The sequence below is a fragment of the Pedococcus sp. P3_C7 genome, assembly GCF_056402615.1.
The window spans coordinates 562,658-584,034 of record NZ_JBFUHC010000001.1; the positions used below are offsets into that span (position 1 = coordinate 562,658).

General features: G+C 69.5%; 20 protein-coding genes. 11 read left to right on the forward strand and 9 right to left on the reverse strand.

The annotated features are described in order from the left end of the window. Nucleotides 1–4: 4 nt before the first annotated feature. Nucleotides 5–190, reverse strand: coding sequence for a DUF5703 family protein (locus AC1DS4_RS02660; protein ID WP_477612896.1), 186 nt, complete (start codon nucleotides 188–190; stop codon nucleotides 5–7). 39 nt (nucleotides 191–229) lie between these two features. Between AC1DS4_RS02660 and AC1DS4_RS02665 the strand changes: the two genes are divergently transcribed. Further along, nucleotides 230–571 (forward strand): hypothetical protein, encoded by a 342-nt coding sequence (locus AC1DS4_RS02665; protein WP_477632144.1) that lies wholly within the window; start codon nucleotides 230–232, stop codon nucleotides 569–571. Between the two features lie 4 nt (nucleotides 572–575). On the opposite strand, the gene AC1DS4_RS02670 is transcribed toward AC1DS4_RS02665, so the two are convergent. Next, nucleotides 576–1,514 carry an aldo/keto reductase gene (locus AC1DS4_RS02670; RefSeq protein WP_477632145.1) on the reverse strand — a complete coding sequence of 313 codons (939 nt, stop codon included), beginning with the start codon at nucleotides 1,512–1,514 and terminating at the stop codon, nucleotides 576–578. 64 nt (nucleotides 1,515–1,578) lie between these two features. Here AC1DS4_RS02670 and AC1DS4_RS02675 point away from each other — a divergent pair, with 64 nt between their 5' ends. Both AC1DS4_RS02675 and AC1DS4_RS02680 read left to right on the forward strand, forming a co-directional pair. Continuing rightward, the gene (locus AC1DS4_RS02675) at nucleotides 1,579–2,637 is read left to right on the forward strand and encodes an LLM class F420-dependent oxidoreductase (RefSeq protein WP_477632146.1); all 1,059 of its coding nucleotides are present in this window, start codon (nucleotides 1,579–1,581) and stop codon (nucleotides 2,635–2,637) included. Nucleotides 2,638–2,698: 61 nt separating this feature from the next. Further along, on the forward strand, nucleotides 2,699–3,556 hold the full coding sequence (locus AC1DS4_RS02680; RefSeq protein WP_477632147.1) for an undecaprenyl-diphosphate phosphatase: 858 nt from the start codon (nucleotides 2,699–2,701) through the stop codon (nucleotides 3,554–3,556). A 47-nt stretch (nucleotides 3,557–3,603) separates the two neighbouring features. Here AC1DS4_RS02680 and corA read toward each other — a convergent pair whose 3' ends face one another. Further along, a complete protein-coding gene (gene corA, locus AC1DS4_RS02685; RefSeq protein WP_477612901.1) occupies nucleotides 3,604–4,584 on the reverse strand; it encodes a magnesium/cobalt transporter CorA in 981 nt (326 codons plus the stop codon). Between the two features lie 58 nt (nucleotides 4,585–4,642). Between corA and AC1DS4_RS02690 the strand changes: the two genes are divergently transcribed. The 4 genes from AC1DS4_RS02690 to mshC are packed head-to-tail and all read left to right on the forward strand — an operon-like array spanning nucleotide 4,643 to nucleotide 7,969. After that, nucleotides 4,643–5,341, forward strand: coding sequence for an MSMEG_4193 family putative phosphomutase (locus AC1DS4_RS02690; protein WP_477632148.1), 699 nt, complete (start codon nucleotides 4,643–4,645; stop codon nucleotides 5,339–5,341). Between the two features lie 9 nt (nucleotides 5,342–5,350). After that, on the forward strand, nucleotides 5,351–5,890 hold the full coding sequence (locus tag AC1DS4_RS02695) for a DUF3090 domain-containing protein (RefSeq protein WP_477612903.1): 540 nt from the start codon (nucleotides 5,351–5,353) through the stop codon (nucleotides 5,888–5,890). 38 nt (nucleotides 5,891–5,928) lie between these two features. Further along, a complete protein-coding gene (locus AC1DS4_RS02700) occupies nucleotides 5,929–6,699 on the forward strand; it encodes an SCO1664 family protein (protein WP_477632296.1) in 771 nt (256 codons plus the stop codon). Between the two features lie 22 nt (nucleotides 6,700–6,721). Further along, nucleotides 6,722–7,969, forward strand: coding sequence for a cysteine--1-D-myo-inosityl 2-amino-2-deoxy-alpha-D-glucopyranoside ligase (mshC, locus tag AC1DS4_RS02705; protein ID WP_477632149.1), 1,248 nt, complete (start codon nucleotides 6,722–6,724; stop codon nucleotides 7,967–7,969). Nucleotides 7,970–8,009: 40 nt separating this feature from the next. Here mshC and AC1DS4_RS02710 read toward each other — a convergent pair whose 3' ends face one another. Together AC1DS4_RS02710 and AC1DS4_RS02715 are read right to left on the reverse strand one after the other, a co-directional pair. Further along, nucleotides 8,010–8,693, reverse strand: coding sequence for an alpha/beta fold hydrolase (locus tag AC1DS4_RS02710; RefSeq protein ID WP_477632150.1), 684 nt, complete (start codon nucleotides 8,691–8,693; stop codon nucleotides 8,010–8,012). 130 nt (nucleotides 8,694–8,823) lie between these two features. Next, the gene (locus AC1DS4_RS02715; RefSeq protein ID WP_477612906.1) at nucleotides 8,824–9,675 is read right to left on the reverse strand and encodes a PAC2 family protein; all 852 of its coding nucleotides are present in this window, start codon (nucleotides 9,673–9,675) and stop codon (nucleotides 8,824–8,826) included. Between the two features lie 126 nt (nucleotides 9,676–9,801). On the opposite strand from AC1DS4_RS02715, the gene AC1DS4_RS02720 reads away from it, so the two are divergent. Beyond that, complete coding sequence (locus tag AC1DS4_RS02720) at nucleotides 9,802–10,527, forward strand: HAD family hydrolase (protein WP_477632151.1); 726 nt, start codon at nucleotides 9,802–9,804, stop codon at nucleotides 10,525–10,527. A gap of 15 nt (nucleotides 10,528–10,542) precedes the next feature. Here AC1DS4_RS02720 and AC1DS4_RS02725 read toward each other — a convergent pair whose 3' ends face one another. The 4 genes from AC1DS4_RS02725 to metH all read right to left on the reverse strand — a co-directional run bounded on the left by AC1DS4_RS02725 (nucleotide 10,543) and on the right by metH (nucleotide 17,280). After that, nucleotides 10,543–11,388, reverse strand: a complete 846-nt coding sequence (locus AC1DS4_RS02725; protein ID WP_477632152.1) for a RecB family exonuclease — start codon at nucleotides 11,386–11,388, stop codon at nucleotides 10,543–10,545. 117 nt (nucleotides 11,389–11,505) lie between these two features. Continuing rightward, complete coding sequence (locus AC1DS4_RS02730; protein ID WP_477623780.1) at nucleotides 11,506–12,438, reverse strand: hypothetical protein; 933 nt, start codon at nucleotides 12,436–12,438, stop codon at nucleotides 11,506–11,508. Further along, nucleotides 12,435–12,986 (reverse strand): RNA polymerase sigma factor, encoded by a 552-nt coding sequence (locus AC1DS4_RS02735; RefSeq protein WP_477623779.1) that lies wholly within the window; start codon nucleotides 12,984–12,986, stop codon nucleotides 12,435–12,437. Before AC1DS4_RS02735 ends, AC1DS4_RS02730 begins: the two co-directional genes overlap by 4 nt. 496 nt (nucleotides 12,987–13,482) lie before the next feature. Beyond that, on the reverse strand, nucleotides 13,483–17,280 hold the full coding sequence (gene metH / locus AC1DS4_RS02740; protein WP_477632153.1) for a methionine synthase: 3,798 nt from the start codon (nucleotides 17,278–17,280) through the stop codon (nucleotides 13,483–13,485). 59 nt (nucleotides 17,281–17,339) lie between these two features. Here metH and AC1DS4_RS02745 point away from each other — a divergent pair, with 59 nt between their 5' ends. The 3 genes from AC1DS4_RS02745 (at nucleotide 17,340) to arc (ending at nucleotide 21,343) form a co-directional block, all read left to right on the forward strand. Next, nucleotides 17,340–18,452 carry a site-2 protease family protein gene (locus tag AC1DS4_RS02745; RefSeq protein WP_477632154.1) on the forward strand — a complete coding sequence of 371 codons (1,113 nt, stop codon included), beginning with the start codon at nucleotides 17,340–17,342 and terminating at the stop codon, nucleotides 18,450–18,452. 11 nt (nucleotides 18,453–18,463) lie between these two features. Continuing rightward, entirely contained in the window at nucleotides 18,464–19,510 is a 1,047-nt protein-coding gene (locus AC1DS4_RS02750) for a tRNA (adenine-N1)-methyltransferase (RefSeq protein ID WP_477612913.1), read from the forward strand. 93 nt (nucleotides 19,511–19,603) lie between these two features. Further along, complete coding sequence (arc, locus tag AC1DS4_RS02755; RefSeq protein WP_477612914.1) at nucleotides 19,604–21,343, forward strand: proteasome ATPase; 1,740 nt, start codon at nucleotides 19,604–19,606, stop codon at nucleotides 21,341–21,343. The last annotated feature ends 34 nt before the right edge of the window (nucleotides 21,344–21,377 follow it).

Consider the following 21,377-nt stretch of genomic DNA (forward strand, 5'->3'; position numbering starts at 1 on the left):
CTCGTCAGATGGGGCGCGGCGCCCGGATGATCTTGCGGCGCAACCAGGTCCGTTGCAGACCACCGAGGTAGATCCGGGTGCGGTGCAGCTCCCAGTGGCCGTACTCGGCGTGCTCGGTCAGCGTCCGGCGAATGTCGGATCGCGAATCTGTTCGGGTGAAACTCACCACGCGGTACTCGTACTCAACCATCGTCCGCCATTTTGCCGTAGAACCCGATACCGTCGAGCCATGACCGCAGACCCGCGTGGCGCGCTGGCCAACCTCATGACCGCCTTCGAGCGGCACCTCGAGGCATCGGCATCCAAGCGGGGCGAGGAAGACCCAACGGTCATCGCAGCCTACGACGACCTGGCCGACGCGTTCGCGACCTACGACGACGCCCTCCTGCAGGCGTACGGCGAGATGACGCCGCTCGACATCTATGACGGCGACGACGACGACGAAGATGCCGAAGATGCCGAAGACGACGAGGACGACGACGACGACGAGGAGCTTGACGACCATCCCGACGAGGACGGCGACGGCGGTGTCTACTCAGGACTGGACGACGCGGACTACGACGAGTCCTGACGCCTCAGGCTGAGATCTCGTCCAACGCGGCCACCAGCTCGTCGGGGAGCTCGAGGGACTCGCTGGCGAGCGAGGTGCGCAGCTGTGCCGTGGTCCGGGCGCCGACAACGGGGCTGACCACGCCCGGCCGGTCTCGCACCCAGGCCAGGGCGACCTCGGCCAGGCTGACCTCCAGCCCCTTGGCGGCGATGGCGAGCGCCTCGACGATCCCGGTGCTGCGGTCATCGAGGTAGCGGGCCGTGAACCGGGGGAAGTCCCGCGAGGCTGCTCTGGAGTCTGCGGGCACCCCGTTGCGGTACTTGCCGGTCAGCACGCCCCGGCCCAGCGGCGACCATGGCAGCAGCCCGAACCCCAGCGCCTGTGCGGCGGCCAGCAGGTCGGGCTCGGGGCTGCGGTTGGCAAGGGAGTACTCGATCTCGTTGGCCACCAAGGGGACTCGCGCCTGCTCGAGCAGCGACATCGCCCTGGCCGCCTGCCAGCCACTGAAGTTCGACACACCGACATAGCGCGCACGCCCGGTGTTGACGGCCCATTCCAGCGCCGACAACGTCTCGGTCAGTGGCGCCTCGTCCGACCAGGTGTGGACCAGCCAGAGGTCCACATGGTCGGTCCCGAGCCGTTCGAGTGAGGTGTCCAACTGGCTGAGCAGGCTGTGCCGTGAGGTGTCCACGACGCGGTTGCCGGAGCGGCGGGAGATGCCGGACTTGGTGCAGATGACCAGGTCCTCCCGCTGGACGTCGTCGTCGATGAGGCGGCCGATGATCTCCTCGGAGGCGCCGTCGGAGTAGCCGTGTGCGGTGTCGACGAGGTTCCCCCCGGCATCGAGGAATGTGCGCAGCTGCTCGCGTGCGCCTTCCTCGTCCGTGGTCCGGCCCCACGTCATCGTCCCGAGGGCAAGGCGGGACACCGACAGTCCGGAGGTGCCCATTCGTCGCTGGCGCATGGTCCCGTACGGTAGTCGGCCGCCGCCCGGCTGACGCGGCGCACTCGCCGCTAACCTCGCACCCATGGAACTCGGTGTGAACCTCGGCTACTTCGGCATGGGCGTGGACCAGGACAACGTGGCGGTCGCGCAGGAGGCCGATCGGCTCGGGTATGCCGTGGCGTGGGCTGCCGAGGCGTACGGCTCGGACGTCCCCACGGTGTTGTCGTGGATCGGCGCCCTCACCGAGCGGATCGACCTCGGTGCGGCAGTGATGCAGATCCCGGCGCGGACGCCGGCCATGACGGCGATGACCGCGGCCACGCTCGACACCCTGTCCAAGGGCCGCTTCCGCCTGGGCCTGGGCGTCAGTGGTCCCCAGGTCAGCGAAGGGTGGCACGGTGTCCCGTTCGCGGCGCCCCTCGGGCGCACGCGAGAGTACGTCGACATCGTGCGGATGGCCCTGCGACGGGAGAGCCTGGCGTATGCCGGGAAGCACTTCACGCTCCCGGTGGCCGACGGCCCCGGCAAGGCCCTCAAGCTGACGATCCACCCGCCGCGTCCAGATCTCCCGATCTACCTCGCGGCTGTGGGGCCCAAGAACCTGGAGCTCGCAGGGGAGGTGGCCGACGGGTGGCACGCGATCTTCTTCAGCCCCGAGCACTCCGGCGACCTGGTGCAGTCCGTGGTCACTGGCCGCAGGCGTGCCGGCCGGGGGACCGACGACAACCCCCTCGAGGGTTTCGACATCGCTCCGTCGGTGCCCGTCGTGATCGCCGACGACGTCGAGGCCGCCGCAGACGCGATCCGTCCCTACGCGGCCCTCTACATCGGTGGGATGGGTTCGCGGGAGCAGAACTTCTACAACCAGCTGGCGGTGCGGATGGGGTTCGAGGAGGCGGCGGCGCGGGTGCAGGACCTCTTCCTGGCCAGGCAGCACCGTGATGCCGCAGCCGCAGTTCCCTTCGAGTTCATCGACGCCACGGCTCTCATCGGTCCCCGCGACCGCATCCGGGACCGCCTGGCGCGCTATGCCGACGCCGGGGTCGGCACGCTGTCGATCGCACCCTTTGCCGGGGGGCTCGAGGACCGGCTGCATGTCGTGCGAACGATGGCGGAGCTGATGGGGGAGACTGGCCCGTGACCTCGGCGCCGCACCGCTTCCTCCTCAGGCCTGACCGCCTCACTACCCCGAAAGCAGACCGTTGACCCTGAGCTATCTCGACGCCCTCATCCTCGGCATCGTGGAGGGGCTGACCGAGTTCCTCCCGGTCTCCTCCACCGGACACCTGACGATCACCGAGAAGCTGCTCGGCCTGACGGTCGACGACCCGGGGGTGACCGCCTACACCGCGGTGATCCAGCTCGGGGCGATCGTCGCCACGCTGCTCTACTTCGGCAAGGACATCGTCCGGTTGCTCGTGGCGTGGGTGTCCGGCCTGGTGAGCGCTCCGGCCCGGGCCCACCACGACTACCAGCTGGCCTGGGCCGTGATCGTCGGGTCCATCCCCGTGGGCATCGTCGGCTTCGCGGCCAAGGACCTGATCAGCGGCGGCCTGCGCAGCCTGTGGGTGGTCGCGGTGGCCCTCCTTGCCTGGAGTGCCGTGATGTGGCTCGCCGAGACCCGCCACACGATGCTCACCCGCCAGGGGGTCGAGCGCGGCGAGGGGCAGGTCACCCTCGTCGACGGCGTCGTCATCGGCCTCGTGCAGTGCGCTTCCCTGGTCCCGGGTGTGTCCCGCTCCGGCGCGACCATCTCCGCCGGGTTGTTCCGCGGGCTGGACCGGCTGACGGCCACGCGGCTGTCGTTCTTCATGGCGATCCCGGCCCTGACGGCTGCGGGCATCTTCGAGCTGCTCAGCGAGACCGACCACCTCAAGCTGCTCGGCATCGGCCCGATCATCCTCGGCGTCGCGGTCTCCTTCGTCGTGGCCTACGCCTCGATCGCGTGGTTGCTGAAGTTCGTCAGCAGCAACAAGATCACGGCCTTCGTCTGGTACCGCGTCGCCCTGGGCCTCGTGCTCCTCGTCGTCCTCGCCGCTGGGTGGATGACCGCCACCTGAGGCATGAGGGCGTCGTGGTCAAGGCCCCGTCAGCGCCACCGGTGGGGTCAGAGCCAGCCCGACTTGCGGAACGCGCGGTACAGGCCCACGCAGGCCGACGCCATGACGACCAGCACGAGGTAGTAGCCGTACTGCCACCGGAGTTCGGGCATGTTGTCGAAGTTCATGCCGTAGACGCCCGCGATCATCGTGGGCACGGCCGCGATCGCGACCCAGGCCGAGATCTTCCGCATGTCGCTGTTCTGCTGGACGCTGATCTGCGCGAGGTGGGCGTTGAGGATGTCGGTGAGCAGCCGGTCGTAGGACTCGACGTGGTCGATCACGCGCAGGAGGTGGTCCGCGACGTCACGGAACAGCAGCCTGACCTCCTTGTGGGGCAACGGTGACCGCGACCCGTCGTGGAGCATCCGCAGCGGCGCGGCCAGGGGGACCGCCGCGCGACGGAACTCCAGCACCTCACGCTTGAGCTGGTAGATCGTCGTCGAGCTCGCGGACCTGGACCCCGAGAAGACGGCGGCCTCGATCTCTTCGAGGTCCTTCTGCAGCTCGGCGTCGATGGAGACGTAGTTGTCGATGATGCTGTCCATCACCGCGTGGACCACCGCGATCTCTCCGTGGCGCAGCGTCTCGGTGTTGGCCTCGAGCCCCTGCCGCACCCCCGCCAGCGGGTTCGCCTCGCCCCTCCGGACGGTCACCACGAACCTGTCGCCGACGAAGAGCATCACCTCGCCGGTCTCGATGTCGGAGGTCTCCTCGATGTAGCGCAACGTCTTCATCACCACGAAGATCGTGTTGTCGTAGAGCTCCACCTTGGGTCGCTGGTTGCCCTTGACCGCGTCCTCCACGGCCAGCGGGTGCAGCTTGAGCTCGTCGTTGACGAGGTCGAACTCCGCGTCCGTGGGGTTCTTGAGCCCGATCCAGAGGAAGGCGTGGGGGTCGTCCCCACCGCGTAGCTCCTCCAGCGCGTCGCTGAGGTCGCCGCACGGCAGCCGTTGGCCCTGGCGGTAGATGGCTTGGTCGACGATCACGGCCCTACTTCACCACGTCGCGGACGAGCGAGCGAGCAGCGCGCCGTAGAGTGCGCAGGTGCCCACCGTCCTGCTGGTCCGTCACGGCCACTCCAGCGCCAACGGTGAGGGCATCCTCGCCGGCCGGCTGCCCGGCATCCACCTCACCGACCGGGGTCGCGAGCAGGCCGGCCTCCTCGCGGAACGGTTCCGCGGGCTGCCCGTCGCGCGGGTGGTGAGCAGTCCGCTCGAACGCTGTCTCGAGACTGCGGCACCCATCGCCGCGGCGGTGGGCGTCGAGGTCACCGTCGACGACGACCTCCAGGAGTGCGGTTACGGCGCGTGGACAGGCCGCCCGCTCGGTGAGCTGGCCAAGGAGGCGTTGTGGAAAGCCGTCCAGGACGCCCCGGAGACGGCCCGGTTCCCGGACGACGACCGGTATGCCGGCGAGAGCCTTCGCGCCATGAGTGACCGCGTCGTGGCGGCCGTCAGGCGCCACGACCGGGAGGTCGGCGAGGCGTCGGGAGGCTCCATGCTGTGGGTCGCCGTGACCCACGGTGACCTCCTCAAGGCGGTCCTGGCCGACGCGACCGGGTCCGGTCTGGCCCAGTTCCAGAGCTACACCGCAGACCCCGCCTCGGTCTCGGCGGTGCGGTACGGCGGTCGACACACGTTCCTGCTGACGGCCAACGACCTGAGCCCCGACCTAACCCGGTTCCAGCCGACACCCGATGCGCCGGTCGCGGGCGACGCAACCGTCGGCGGGGGAGCCGGTTAGAGTTTCGCCATGGGGCTCGTCGAGTTTGATCCACCGGACCGGTTCGTCGCCGGCACCGTCGGCCCGCCGGGGCAGCGCACCTTCTTCCTCCAGGCCAGCGAGGGACGTCGACTGACCAGCGTCTCGCTGGAGAAGCAGCAGGTGTCGGTTCTCGCCGACCGCATCAACGACCTGCTCGACAGCTATGCAGCGGGGGAGGGTGGCGACCACGCCGCGGCCGAGGTCGTCGACAACGCACCGCTCGACACCCCGATCGAGGACGAGTTCCGTGTCACTGCGCTGAGCCTGGCCTGGGACGACACCCGGCACGTCGTGGTGATCGAGTGCCTCGACCGAGACCCCGACGACCCCGAGGCCGCCGTCGACCCGGAGGTCCTCACCGAGGAACCTCGACAGGTGCGGGTGGTGCTCTCCCCGTCGAGGGCTCGGGCGTTCGCGCGCCGGGCCCAGTCGGTCGTGTCCGCCGGCCGCCCGCCCTGCCCGTTCTGCGGTGGCCCGCTCGAACCAGAGGGGCACATCTGCCCCCGCGCGAACGGCTACAAGCGCTGACCCAGCCGGCAGGCGGCGCACGGGTCACCCTCGACCTCCTGGCGCGCGCAGACCTAGTGGTGCTCGGGGCGTTGGCCGACGCCTCCAACCTCGCCCTGCTCGTGCGACTCGGCGACGACGAGGGACCGCTGGCCATCTACAAGCCGATCGAGGGCGAGCGACCTCTCTGGGACTTCCCTGACGGGTCGCTGGCGGCCCGCGAGGTGGCTGCCCACCTGGTCAGCGCCGAGGGTGGGTGGGACGTGGTGCCCGAGACCGTCCTGCGCGACGGGCCCCGTGGTCCCGGATCGGTGCAGCGGTGGGTCGGCGACCCGCAGACCCAGCCGGAGTACGTCGTCGACGTCGTGGCGCCCGACGCCGTTCCGAAGGGATGGCTGGCTGTGCTCCGCGGACAGGACGAGCGCGGCCGGCCGGTCGTGGTCGTGCACGAGGACAGCGCGGATGTCCGGGGAGTCGCGGCCTTCGACGCGGTGATCAACAACTCCGACCGCAAGGGTTCGCACCTCGTCCGTGAGGGCGAGCGCCTGCGCGGGTTCGACCACGGCGTGAGCCTGCACCAGGACGACAAGCTGCGGACCGTGCTCTGGGGCTTCGCTGGTCAGCCGCTGTCCTCAGCCGACCTGTCCCGGATCACGACCGTGCGCGACGCCCTGGGTGACGCGACGTCGTCGCTGCACCGCGGCCTGTCAGGACTGCTGACCACGGCCGAGCTCTCCGCCCTGGAGGCCCGCTGCGCGGCGCTGCTCGCCGAGGCGGCATACCCGCTGCCCACCGGCGAGTGGCCGGCCATCCCGTGGCCGCCGGTGTGAAGGGCCCCCGTAGGCTTCCGCTGTGATCTCCTGGCCCACGCCCTTCCTCCCCACCGTGCCCGGCACCGGCCACCCCGTGCAGGTCTTCGACTCCGCGACCGGCGCGGTCCGCGCCATCACCCCTGGACCGACCGCGCGGATGTACGTCTGCGGGATCACGCCCTACGACGCCACCCACATGGGGCACGCCGCCACGTACGTCACGTTCGACATCCTCGGTCGCGCACTGCGTGACGCGGGGCACGACGTCGAGTACGTCCAGAACATCACCGACGTCGACGACCCGCTTCTCGAGCGAGCCGCGCGCGACGGGATCAAGTGGGAAGACCTTGCCGCGCTGGAGATCTCGCTGTTCCGCGAGGACATGACCGCGCTGGCGGTCATCCCTCCAGACCACTACGTGGGTGTCGTCGAGAGCATCGAACCCGTGGGAGCCGCCGTCCGCGCACTGCTCGAGCGGGGAGCTGCCTACCCGGTCGACACCGCGGAGTCCGACGGAGACGACCTCTACCTCGACATCTCGGCGGACGCCGGCTTCGGCGCGGTGTCCAACTGGAACCGCGAGGAGATGCTCGCGGTCTTTGCCGACCGTGGCGGCGACCCCGATCGGGTCGGCAAGCGCGACGAGCTCGACCCCCTTCTGTGGCGGGCCGCTCGCGAGGGTGAACCGTCCTGGACGGTCGAGGGTCTGCCCGACGGTCGGCCCGGCTGGCACGTCGAGTGCACCGCGATCGCACTGGAGCACCTGGGCATGGCCTTCGACATCCAGGGCGGAGGGACGGACCTGATCTTCCCCCACCACGAGATGAGCGCGACCCAGGCCGTGGTGCTGACCGACCAGCGGCCCTTCGCACGGACCTACACCCACCAGGCGATGGTGGGTCTGGACGGCCAGAAGATGAGCAAGTCCAAGGGCAACCTCGTGCTCGTCTCCAAGCTGCGCGCCGACGGCGTCGACCCGATGGCCATCCGTCTGGCGCTGCTTGCCCAGCACTACCGCACGGAGTGGTCGTGGACCGACTCCGTGCTGGAGGCGGCCCAGGAGCGGCTGGAGACCTGGCGCGCCGCCCTCTCGGTCAACACGGCACCTGACTCCACGGATGCCGTCGAGGCGATCCGCGCTCGGGTGGCCGAGGACCTCGACACCCCGGGCGCACTGGCTGCCGTTGACGCGTGGGCCCGGCAGACCCTGACCCGCGGCGGCACGAGCAGCTCCGCGGCGGGGGTGCTCTCCCGCGCCCTCGACGCCATCCTCGGAGTCAGGGTCTGAGGCTGGTCAGTCCCGGCTGAGCCCCTCGGTCGCCGCCCCGTCAGGCGGTCGCGGCGTCCGAGAGGAGCTGGGCGAGGGCCTTCGGCTTGGTGACCATGGGCCAGTGGCCCGAGTCGATGTCGACCAGGTCGAGGTGCCTTGCCTTGGCGAGCTCAGGAAGCTCACCGTCGTCGATCCACGCCCGGGCCTGCGCAGGGTCGAACTCGGGGCACACCAGCACGACCGGGACGTCGAACCGCCGCTCGTCGGTGAGGTGGACCACCCCCTTGGTCACCCCCTCGGGGACCGCGATGGCCGCAGCCTCGAAGGCTCGCCTGGCCTCCTCGTCGAGGTCGGCCGAGTCCGCTCCCTCGAACGGCCCCCAGCCGGGGAACGGCATGACGCCATCCGTGGTCTCGAAGAAGTCCGCGTAGGCCTCTCCGTCTGCGGACGGGAAGCCGCCGATCAGGGCAACCCGGGCCACCTTGTCAGGTCGGGCATCGGCCGCCAGCCACGCGAGGGTGCAGGCGGCGGAGTGCCCCACGACCATGGGAGGGTGGGCGGCAAGGTCCACCGCGCTGAGCACCGCTGCGACCTGGTCGTCCAGAGAGGCCTCCGTTGCGCCGTCACCTTGACCGGGGAGGGTGATCGGTACGGGGCGGTGGCCGAGGGCCTCGAGCTCCGGCACGACGGCGTCCCAGGCGGATCCGTCGAGCCACAGTCCGGCGATCAGCAGGATGTCCATGGTCAGGCCCCTTTCCAGCGCGGGCTCGGTGCCCGACGGTGAGGCCTGCAGGCTAGGTCCGGTTCCGGACGATGTGCGTCCGGTTCAGCGAGCGACGGGTGCCTCGGCCAGAGTTGGCTGGTCGTCCGGCTCAGCCCGGCCCCTCCTGGCCGCGGCGACGCAGGTAGCGCTCGAACTCGCGCGCGATCGCATCACCGCTTGCCTCGGGCAGGTCCGCGGTGTCCTGGGCCTCCTCGAGGGACTGGACGTACTCGGCGACCTCCTCGTCGGTGTCGGCGAGCTCGTTGATGCCGCGCTCCCACGCCTTGGCGCCCTCGGCCAGGTCGCCGTGGGGGATGGTCGCGTCGAGCAGCTCCTCGAGCCGCGAGATCAGCGCGAGGGTGGCCTTCGGCGAGGGAGAGTGGCCGGCGTAGTGCGGCACCGCGGCCCAGCAGGACAGCGACTGCATCCCCGACTGGGTGGCGGCGTCGGCCAGCACCCCGACGATGCCTGTCGGCCCCTCGTAGCGGCTCGGCTCGAGGTCGAAACGGTGGATCACGTCGTCGTCGTCGGAGGTCGCGGTCACCGGGATCGGGCGGGTGTGGGCCACGTCGGCCATGAGCGCACCGAGCGTGAACACCGTGCTCGCGCCCACCTCCTGGGCGAACTCCATGAGCTCGATGGTGAAGGCCCGCCAGCGGAAGGAGGGTTCGATGCCCTGGATCAGGATCACGTCGCGGTCCAGCCCTGCCGAGCGGGCGACGAGGATCCGGGTGGTCCGCCAGTGGATCCGGCGCCGGCCGTCCTCGAGCACCACGCGGGGCCGGTTGACCTGGAAGTCGTAGTACTCCTCCGGGTCGAGTGCTGCGATGGCCTCGGCGTCCCACACGTCGACGAGGTGGTCGACGGCTGCGGTCGCCGCCTCTCCTGCGTCGTTCCAGCCCTCGAAGGCGGCAATCACGACGGGGTTGTTGAGCTCGGGGACGTCTTCGAGTTCTATCACCACCGCTCCTTCCTCTGCTGGCGATGCGCGGTCCAGGTCCAGCCTACGGTCCGTGGTCCGGAGCCCTCCGCACGGCTGCGTATAGTCGGGCGCGCCGCCATCCCCGCACCACGAAGGCCACCCGCAATGCCGCCTCCCGAGTCCGATCAGTCCGAGGACCCCTCGCCTCGCGTGGACGGTCTCCCGTCCGCGGTCTTCTGGGACATGGACGGCACGCTCGTGGACACCGAGCCCTACTGGATCAACGCCGAACACGCGATCGTCGAGGAGGCCGGCGGGATCTGGAACGACGAGTACGCGCACCAGCTCGTCGGCAACGACCTCATGGTGTCGGCGGAGTTCATCCGGGACAACAGCCCTGTCTCGCTCGACCCGGTCGAGATCATCGAGGAGCTGCTCAGGCGGGTCATCGCCCAGGTCACCGAGCACGTGCCCTGGCGCCCGGGTGCGGTCGAGCTGCTGACAGCCCTGGGCGAGGCCGGCGTGCCGAACGCCCTCGTGACCATGTCCTGGCGGTCGCTGGCCGACGCAGTCGTCGAGGCACTGCCACCGGGCACCTTCACCGCGGTCATCACCGGTGACGAGGTGGAGCACGGCAAACCCCACCCCGAGCCCTACCTCGCCGCGGCTCGGGCCCTCGGGGTCGAGGTCACCGACTGCGTGGCGATCGAGGACTCGCCCACCGGGGTCCGGTCTGCCGTGGCCGCCGGCGTCCCGACCCTCGCGGTGCCGCACGTCGTGCCGGTGCCCGTGATCGTGGGTGCGGTCCAGGCGCCCAGCCTGCGTGGGCTGACGCCCCGGGACCTTCGGACCCTGTTCGTCGGTGCCCGAAGTAACGAGGCTCGCGGATAGCCCAGGGCACGGGGCTCACTCGTCGATCGGGGTCACCTGGCCGGAGACGGAGGGGTTCAGCGCGATCTGGGCGGCGTTCTCGGGCAGCGGCGGGGGAGTGCCACCCCAGGCGGGGCAGAACTCGCGGTAGTCGCACCAGTCGCACAGCCGTGAGGTCTTGGGCCGCCAGTCGCCGGTGGTGGCGGCGTGCTCGATGGCCGTCCACACAGCCTTGAGGTTGCGCTCGAGGCTGAGCAGGTCGTGCTCGTCGGGGGCGTAGCGGACCACCTCCCCGTTGCCGAGGTAGACCAGCTGGAGCAGGCGCGGGATCTCGCCGCGCAGCCGCCACAGGACCAGGGCGTAGAACTTCATCTGGAAGAGCGCCTTGCCCTCGAAGAGCTCGCTCGGCGACCGGCCGGTCTTGTAGTCCACGACCCGCATCGCGCCGTCGGGGGCAACGTCGAGACGGTCGACGTAGCCACGCAGGACGAGACCGTCCACGTCGGCCTCGACGTAGAGCTCGCGCTCGGCGGGCTCCAGCCGGGTCGGGTCCTCCAACGTGAACCAGGTCTCGATCAGCGCCTGCGCGTCACCGAACCAGCCCGCCTCGGTGAGCTTGTCGTCCGACAGGATCATCTCGGCCAGCTCGGGTTCCTGCTCGACGAGTGCCTCCCACTGCGGACCGAGCAGGGCCTGGGCGGCGGCCGGCGTGCGCTCCTCGGCCGGCAGGTCGAACAACCGCTCCAGGACGGCATGCACGAGCGTGCCCCGTGCGGCTGCCGGGCTCGGCGGGGACGGCAGCTTGTCGATCGTGCGGAACCGGTAGAGCAGCGGACACTGCTTGAAGTCCGATGCTCGGCTCGGTGAGAGGGCTGGAACCATGGACCACACGGTATGCCGCGCCGCTGACAGCGGTGCCGCGGCGCACCGGCGGTGCCCGGCGGCATACCGCTCGATGCCGGTGCCGCTCGTCCGGCGCGGTGCCGTGACGGGTGGGGGTCAGCGGGTGCTCACTAGGACCCAGCCGGCCTGGACGGTGGCCCGGGCACAGGTGGGGGTCACACCGCCCTTGGCCTCGACGCTCTGGGCCGCGACCACCATCACATCCCGCAGGACAGTACGAGGGCGTCCGGGGCTGGCGCACCCGGCGGTGGGGGACTGCGAGCTGGTCAGGGTGACGGTGCCGTCCGACGAGACCGTCACGGTGCCGGAGTCGCGAGGGTTCCTGGCCAGGTTGCCCCTGTCGTCCAGCGCGTAGGTGCCGCGGCTGCCGTCGATCGCGAGGAGCATGCCGGTGCCCGGCATGATCCACACGCCACCCACCTGCGCGACCCGACGAACGGGTGTGGCGCCCGTCATCGAGAACATCGGGATCTCCGTCCCCGCGGGACTTGCCGGGGACAGTCGCACCAGGGACACAGGGGGTGCGGTGTTGCCGCAGAACTCCAGGACGTCTCCCGTGAGCTGCCTGCTCTGGCGGTACCCCGTCAGGCGGAAGGAGAAGTCGCATCCAGTGGCGTCGCGCACCCCGAGCTTGTTCCCCTTGAGGGTGTAGTGGAAGGGGGTCTCCAGGGTGTTCGCGTTGTTGCTGTACCCGCCCGTCCCGTCCGCGTAGAAGGTCCAGAGCCCGAGACCGGTCCAGACGCCGACCATCTCCTCGGGCGAGATGACCGACGGGGTTGCGGCGGGCACGGGAGGTGGCCGGTGGTGGGTGCCGCGTTCGGCCACCGCCCAGTAGGCGGTCGCCCCGCCCAGCAGGAGGGCCGCGGCCGCGCAGGCCGCTGCCAGGCGCTGTCCGCGCCGACGGCGCGACGCGCGGGCCGAGCGGTCCGTGAAGTCGGTGAACGCCGCGTCGACGTCCGCCGCCTCGAGCACGACCTCGTCCGCGAGGCTCGCGATTGCGCGTTCGAGATCTCGATCCTGCAGCGTCATCGGCCGGCTCCCATCACTGCCTGGAGGGCGGCTCGCGCCCGGTGGGTGTGCTGTTTGACGCTGCCCACACTGATGTCCAGCTCGGCCGAGGTCTCGGCCTCGCTGAGTCCCAGCAGGAACCGGCACACGATGACTTCGCGCTGACGGAGTGGGAGTGCCCGGATGGCCCTGCCCAGGCGGTGCGTCTCGTCGAGCAGGACGGCAGAGTCCTCCGAGCTGGGCACCAGCTCCGGCGATCCGAGCTCGCTCACCGCCCTCCGACCCCGGATGAGCCACCGCTGCCTGGATCGGCACTGGTTGAACACCACGGACCGGAGGTAGGGCAGCAGGGCGCCGCGGTCTCGCAGGGTGCCCCAGTGCAGGTGCAGGGAGACGAACGCCTCTTGTGCGACGTCCTCGGCGGCGCTGCGGTCGCCGAGCAGGCAGTAGGCGAGGCGGACCATGCTGCCGAACTGCTCGCGGAACAACGCCTCGACCACGGCGTCCTTGTCGTGGGATGTGGGCGCCTCGAAGGCGAGCACGACCGCTGACTCCTCGCCACCGTTCACTCCGGCCTCCCGGCACCAGTCTCCTGCGGTGTAGTCGTCACAGCGCGCTGGAGGTTGACACGGATGTCGGGGAATTTTCGAAAAAGCTGGAAACGGCAGGAGTCGGCATCGGGATCGGCGGGGCCAGAGACCTTCAAAGAATCTTCCGCGGCGCCGACGTCAACCTTTTGGTCGGCATCGACGACTACCCCACATGCAACCAAAAACTATGCAGCAGAGGCACATTCGTCGCCTGGCGCCCACCGCAGCAGCTGTTGCCGCTGCGCTCATTCTATGCGTTTCCTCGACCGCCACTGCGCGGCAGGACCCAGGGCCACGGCCCCATGCCACCACCGTGTTCTGGGACTCCACCCCGTTCCGGTGTCCGGTGGAACGTGTTGGGTCCCAGATCGTCCGCTGCGACAACCTCTCGGGCGCCGGCGTCTCAGCCCCGCTCGGCATTCCCCAGCAGCACTGACTGTCGCCTGCGGCCGTGGGACTGGGGCCTGGTGGCCGGTCAGTCCTCCGGCAGGTAGCCGAGGTTGGGAGAGAGCCAGCGCTCTGCCTCGGCGAGGGTCCAGCCCTTGCGCTTGGCGTAGTCCTCGACCTGGTCCCGGCCCAGCCGACCCACGACGAAGTACTGCGACTGCGGGTGCGAGAAGTACCAGCCCGACACCGACGCGCCCGGCCACATCGCCATCGACTCGGTGAGCTCCATGCCGGTGTTCTGCTCGACCTGGAGCAGGTCCCAGAGCAGGGCCTTCTCGGTGTGGTCGGGGCAGGCCGGGTAGCCGGGAGCCGGGCGGATGCCGACGTACTTCTCGGCGATCAGGTCCTGGTTCTTCAGGTGCTCGTCGGGAGCGTAGCCCCAGAAGTCGTGACGAACGCGCTCGTGCATGCGCTCCGCGAAGGCCTCGGCAAGGCGGTCCGCCAGTGCTTCGAGCAGGATGGCGTTGTAGTCGTCCATCGCAGCCTTGAACTCGTTGACCTTGTCGTGCGAGCCGAGTCCGGCGGTGACGGCGAACGCCCCGACGTGGTCGGACCTGCCGGTGTCCCGCGGCGCCACGAAGTCGGACATGGCGCGGTTGGGGATGCCCTCACGGTGCTGCCCCTGCTGGCGCAGGGTGTGCAGCGTCGTGGCCACCGTCTCTCGGGACTCGTCGGTGTAGACCTCGATGTCGTCACCGACCGAGTTCGCGGGGAACAGTCCGATGACACCGTTGGCCCGCAGCCACTTCTGGTCGATGATCTGGTCGAGCATCTTCTGCGCGTCCTGGTAGAGCCTGGTCGCGGCCTCGCCCGTCGCCGGGTTGTTGAGGATGTCCGGGAACCGGCCCTTCATCTCCCACGCCAGGAAGAACGGTCCCCAGTCGATGTAGTCGCGCAGCTCGGCGATGGGGTAGTCCTTGAAGGTCCGCACGAACTGGGTGACGGTGCGGTTGCGCGTGCCGGACTGGCGACGCAGCAGCTCCTTCTCCTGGGCCGCGACGAGGTGCGGCACCGGCGGCCGGTAGCCGCTCCAGTCGATCGGGGTCGCCTGTTCCCGGGCCTTCTCGATGGACACGAGCGGCCGCTCGGTCGTCTTGGCCGCGTGGCGGGCGCGCAGCGAGTCGAAGTCCGCCTTCACCTCGGCCATCAGCTTGGGGCGCAGCTCGTCGGACAGCAGCTGCGCGACGACGGGCACAGAGCGGGAGGCGTCCTTCACCCAGACCACGGGGCCGTGGTACTTCTGGTCGACCTTCACGGCCGTGTGCGCCCGTGACGTGGTGGCGCCGCCGATGAGCAGCGGCAGGTCGAACCCCTGGCGCTCCATCTCCGTGGCGAAGTTGACCATCTCGTCGAGGCTCGGCGTGATCAGGCCGGACAGCCCGATGACGTCGGCCTTCTCGGCCTTGGCAGCATCGAGGATCTTCTGCGCCGGCACCATGACGCCGAGGTCGACGACGTCGTAGTTGTTGCACTGCAGGACCACGCCGACGATGTTCTTGCCGATGTCGTGGACGTCGCCCTTGACGGTGGCCATGACGACCTTGCCCTTGGCCCTGTTCTCGGCCACCTCGGCCTCGGTCTTCTCGGCCTCGATGAACGGGATGAGGTAGGCCACGGCCTTCTTCATGACCCGGGCCGACTTCACGACCTGCGGCAGGAACATCTTGCCGGCCCCGAACAGGTCGCCGACGACGTTCATCCCGTCCATGAGGGGGCCCTCGATGACCTCGATCGGACGACCGCCGCGGGCCGAGATCTCCTGGCGAAGCTCCTCGGTGTCGGTCTCGGCGTGCTCGTCGATCCCCTTGACCAGGGCGTAGGTGATGCGTTCGCCGACGGGCAGGGAACGCCACTCCTCGGCGATCGCCTCCTGCTTGGTGTCGCCGGTGTTGAACCGATCGGCGATCTCGAGCAGTCGCTCGGTGGAGTCGGGCCGCCGGTTGAGGACGACGTCCTCGATGCGTTCGCGCAGCTCGGGGTCGACCTGGTCGTAGACCACGAGCGCACCGGCGTTGACGATTCCCATGTCCATGCCCGCCTGGATGGCGTGGTAGAGGAACACGGCGTGGATCGCCTCGCGCACGGCGTTGTTGCCGCGGAACGAGAAGGACACGTTGGAGACGCCGCCCGAGACCAGCGCCCCGGGCAGGTTCTCCTTGATCCAGCGGGTGGCGTCGATGAAGTCCGTGCCGTATGCCGCGTGCTCCTCGATGCCCGTCGCCACGGCGAAGATGTTGGGATCGAAGATGATGTCCTCGGCGGGGAAACCGACCTCGGTCGTGAGGATGTCGTAGGCCCGCTTGCAGATCTCCTTGCGGCGCTGCAGGGAGTCTGCCTGGCCGTCCTCGTCGAAGGCCATCACGACGATGGCGGCGCCGTACTTGCGGCACAGCCGGGCGTGTTCGATGAAGGGCTCGACGCCTTCCTTCATCGAGATGGAGTTGACGATCGACTTGCCCTGGACGCACTTGAGCCCGGCCTCGATCACCTCCCACTTGGAGGAGTCGACCATCAGGGGCACCCGCGAGATGTCGGGCTCGGTCGCGACGAGCTTGACGAAGCGGTCCATCGCGGCGACGCCGTCGATCATGCCCTCGTCCATGTTGATGTCGATGACCTGCGCGCCGGACTCGACCTGCTGTCGCGCCACGTTGAGCGCCGTGCCGTAGTCCTCGGCCTGGATCAGCTTGCGGAACCGCGCCGACCCGGTGATGTTGGTCCGCTCCCCGACGTTGACGAACAACGACTCCTCGGTGACCGTCAAGGGCTCGAGCCCGGACAGGCGCAGGGCGGGGGCGATCTCGCTAGGCACGCGCGGCGACTGGTCGCTGGCCGCCTTCGCGATGGCGGCGATGTGGTCGGGGGTCGTCCCGCAGCAGCCACCCAGGAGGTTGACCAACCCGGACTGCGCGAACTCGCCGACCACCGACGCCATCGCATCAGGGGTCTCGTCGTACTCGCCGAAGGCGTTGGGCAGCCCTGCGTTGGGGTAGCACGAGACGAAGGTGTCGGCGACGCGAGCCAGCTCCGCGGCATACGGGCGCATCTCGGCGGCGCCCAGGGCGCAGTTGAGCCCGACCGCGAGGGGACGGGCGTGGCGGACCGAGTTCCAGAAGGCCTCGGTGACCTGACCCGAGAGGGTGCGGCCGGAGGCGTCGGTGATGGTGCCGGAGATGATGACCGGCCAGCGACGGTCGTGCTCCTCGAACAGCGTCTCGAGGGCGAAGATGGCGGCCTTGGCGTTGAGGGTGTCGAAGATCGTCTCGACGATCAGCAGGTCCGAACCACCGTCGACCAGGCCGCGGGCCTGTTCGAGGTAGGCCTCGACCAGCTCGTCGAAGGTGACGTTGCGCTTGCCGGGGTCGTTGACGTCGGGGGAGATGGACGCGGTGCGGTTCGTCGGGCCGAGCGCCCCGAGCACCCAGCGCGGCTGGTCCGGCGTCCTGGCAGTCATCTCGTCGCACGCCTGGCGCGCGAGGCGCGCGGCGGCGAGGTTGATCTCGTAGCCGAGGTCCTCCATGCCGTAGTCGGCGAGGGAGATCCGCTGCGCGTTGAAGGTGTTGGTCTCGATGAGGTCGGCACCAGCTTCGAGGTATGCCGTGTGGATGCCGCGGATGATCTCCGGCTGGGTCAGGCTCAGCAGGTCGTTGTTGCCCTTGAGGTCGCTGTCCCAGTCGGCGAAACGCTCGCCGCGGTAGTCGGCCTCGCCGAGCCCCTCGCGCTGGATCATCGTCCCCATCGCGCCGTCCATGACGAGGATGCGCTCGGTGAGCGCGGTCGTCAGCTGGTCGGTGGCATCGGGCCGAAGCGTGGGGGAGTCAGGCACCGCACAAGTATGGCCCAGTGCGGGAATCGACGTCGGGGCCGGTCACGTAGGGTCACCCCATGACGACCAGGGCTCCCGAGACGGAACCAGAGGAGTCCGGTCACGGGGTGCGGATCGCGAGGGTCGGCGGTGTGCCGGTCTACCTCGCGCCGAGCTGGTTCGTCATCGCACTGGTGATCGTGGCGATCGTGGCAACGCCCTACTTCCCGGACCGGGTCGGCACGGGGATCGCCATCGGCATCACGCAGGCACTGCTGCTCCTCGTCAGCGTCCTGGTCCACGAGGCCGCCCACGCCGTGAGCGCCCGCATGTTCGGAATGCCGGTCATCCGCATCGTCGCGAACCTGTGGGGCGGGCACACGTCCTTCGAGGCGGCGCGAAGCACTCCCGGGAGGTTGGCGGCGATCGCGGCCGCCGGCCCTGCCTCGAACGCGGTCCTCGCCGTCGTGGCGTGGCTGCTCCTGCTGGGGACGACGGGCGACCGCACGAGTGCACTCCTCACGGGGCTCGTGATCATCAACGGCTCCCTCGCGGTGCTGAACTTCCTCCCGGGTATGCCGCTGGACGGTGGGCAGGTCGTGGAGAGCCTGGTCTGGAAGACCACCGGCGACCGCAGCAAGGGTTCCGTGGTCGCGGGGTGGTGCGGCAGGGTGCTCACCGTCCTGCTCGTCCTGTGGTTCTTCGTCCGACCGCTCACCGACGGCCAGCAGGTCGGCTTCGACTCCATCTGGGTGCTGGTCGTGGGCTCGGTCCTGTGGGCCGGCGCCACCGACTCCATCCGCCGCGGGCGAGCTCTTTCCCAGTTCGCGGGCCTCCGGGTGTCGCAGGTCATGGAGCACGCAGTCTTCCTCGACCCGCAGACCCCCTTGGGGGTGGCCATCGACCATCCTGACGCCGTCGTGACGGCCGACGCACGCGGCATTCCCTGCCTGCTCCTCGCCTCGCCGGGCGGCGTCACCCCTGTGGGACTCGACCCGGCCGCCCCGCTCATCACCGCGGTCATGCGCATCCCCGAGGAGAACGTCCTCGAGGTCTCGCCGGACGCCAACGCGCTCCCCGTGGTCGAGCTCATGCAGTCGACCCGCTATCAGGACGTGGTGCTCACCTGGCACGGCCAGGTCTACGGCATCGCCCACGGCCGCCTGGTCATCGCGGCACTGTCGCGCAATTAGACTTCCCGCCCATGAGCACAGCCCCCGAGCCGACCAGTCCCGCCCCGGCCTCGCCGATCGGCGCTGCGCTGCGTCGCGGAACGTTCACCGAGGGGGAGCGGGTCCAGCTGACCGACCCGAAGGGCCGGTTGCACACGATCACCCTCGAGCCCGGGCGCGAGTTCCACACCCACCGCGGGCGGCTGGCCCACGACGACCTCATCGGTGCACCCGACGGGTCCGTCGTCCGCAACACGGCTGGGGTCGAGTACCTCGCCCTGCGGCCACTGCTGTCCGACTACGTCATGTCCATGCCACGCGGGGCTGCCGTCGTCTACCCCAAGGATGCCGGCCAGATCGTGACGATGGCCGACATCTTCCCGGGGGCGCGGGTCGTCGAGGCCGGCGTGGGGTCCGGTGCATTGTCGATGTCGCTGCTGCGGGCAGTGGGCGAGCTCGGCCACGTGCACTCCTTCGAGCGGCGTGAGGACTTCGCCGACATCGCCAAGGGCAATGCCCGGGCGTTCTTCGGGCTCGACCACCCCGCGTGGCAGGTCACCGTGGGTGACCTCGTCGAGACGTTGCCGTCCGTCGAGGAGCCCGGGTCCGTCGACCGCGTGGTCCTGGACATGCTGGCCCCCTGGGAGTGTCTCGAGGTCGTGGCCCAGGCGCTCGCCCCCGGGGGCGTCCTCATCTGCTACGTCGCCACGGCCACGCAGCTGTCCCGGGTCGCCGAGGCGCTGCGCGACCATGGCGGCTACACCGAGCCCGAGGCGTGGGAGTCCCTGGTGCGCGGCTGGCACCTCGAGGGTCTCGCGGTGCGCCCCCAGCACCGGATGCACGGCCACACCGGCTTCCTCATCACCAGCCGTCGGCTGGCGCCCGGGGTCACCCCGCCCCTGCGCAAACGCCGTCCGGCAAAGGGCTCCACGGACGAGGAAGGCGCCCTCGAGAGTGGACTCGCGTTCGGTGCCGAGAGCGACTTCACCCCCGAGGACGTCGGCGAGCGCGTCCCATCAGACAAGAAGATCCGGCGGCTTCGCCGTTCTGTGACTCAAACCTCCCCGACACCCGAGTAGTTCGGGGTTAGGTTTGTGTCATCGGCCGCGCCAGGCGCGGGCAGGGCACGGTCGGTAGCTCGATCGCCACCGCGTTGTCTTGAGGGAGCCGACATGACCGATCACAGCACCCCTGCAGGCCACTCCGAGGAGCGCCGCCAGGCGGAACTCCTCGCGGAAGAGGTTGCGGCGCTGCGCCAGCGGCTGTCCGACGCCCCAGTCCGATCCCGCGAGCTCGAGACCAAGGTGCTGCAGCTGCAGTCCAACCTCGCCACGGTGTCCTCGCAGAACGAACGGCTGGTGCGGACCCTCAAGGAGGCGCGCGAGCAGATCGTCACCCTGAAGTCCGAGGTGGACCGGTTGGCCCAGCCGCCCGCGGCCTACGGCGTGATCCTCGAGTCCTACGACGACGCCACGGTCGACATCCTCACGGGCGGACGCAAGATGCACGTTGCCGTCAGCCCGGCGGTCGACCCGGCCGAGCTGTCCAGCGGACGCGAGGTCCGCCTCAACGAGGCGATGAACGTCGTCGCCACGTGCGGCTACGAGCGCATCGGTGAGGTCGTCATGATCAAGGAGCTGCTCGGCGAGGGCCGAGTGCTCGTCGTGGCGCACGCCGACGAGGAGCGGGTCTGCCGGATGGCCGACTCCCTCGAGGGCGAGCCGATCCGGGTCGGCGACGCGCTCATGCTGGAGCCGCGGTCCGGCTTCGTCTACGAGCGGATCCCCAAGGCCGAGGTCTCCGAGCTCGTCCTCGAAGAGGTCCCCGACATCGCCTACGAGGACATCGGTGGCCTGGCCGGCCAGATCGAAGCCATCCGTGACGCGGTCGAGCTGCCCTACCTGCACCCCGACCTGTTCACCGAGCACAAGCTCAAGCCCCCCAAGGGTGTCCTCCTCTACGGGCCGCCCGGGTGTGGCAAGACACTGATCGCCAAGGCCGTCGCCGCGTCGCTGGCCCGGAAGGTCGCTGAGAAGGAGGGCAAGCCGGTCGGCAAGTCGTTCTTCCTCAACATCAAGGGCCCCGAGCTCCTCAACAAGTACGTCGGGGAGACGGAGCGGCACATCCGGCTCATCTTCCAGCGGGCTCGCGAGAAGGCGTCCGACGGCACGCCGGTGGTGGTGTTCTTCGACGAGATGGACAGCCTGTTCCGCACCCGTGGGTCAGGTGTCTCCTCGGACGTCGAGACGACGATCGTGCCGCAGCTGCTGTCGGAGATCGACGGCGTCGAGCGGCTCGAGAACGTCATCGTGATCGGCGCCTCAAACCGCGAGGACATGATCGACCCCGCCATCCTGCGCCCGGGACGGCTCGACGTGAAGATCAAGATCGAGCGCCCCGACGCCGAGAGCGCCCGCGACATCTTCACCAAGTACCTCGTCGCCGACCTGCCCCTGCACGAGCACGACCTGGCCGAGCACGGTGGGTCACCGCAGGCCACCGTCGACGCCATGATCACCGCGGCCGTCGAGCGGATGTACTCCGAGATCGAGGAGAACCGCTTCCTCGAGGTGACGTACGCCAATGGCGACAAGGAGGTCCTCTACTTCAAGGACTTCAACTCCGGGGCGATGATCCAGAACATCGTCGACCGGGCCAAGAAGATGGCCATCAAGGACTTCCTCACCGTCGGGGCCAAGGGCATCCGCGTCGAACACCTGCTGGCCAGCTGCGTGGACGAGTTCAAGGAGAACGAGGACCTGCCCAACACGACGAACCCGGACGACTGGGCCCGCATCTCCGGCAAGAAGGGCGAGCGGATCGTCTACATCCGCACGCTCGTCACCGGCAAGAGCGGCACCGAGCCGGGTCGCTCGATCGACAACGTGGCCAACACCGGCCAATACCTGTGAGGCGGCGCACAGCGGACTTCCCGACCTAACTTAC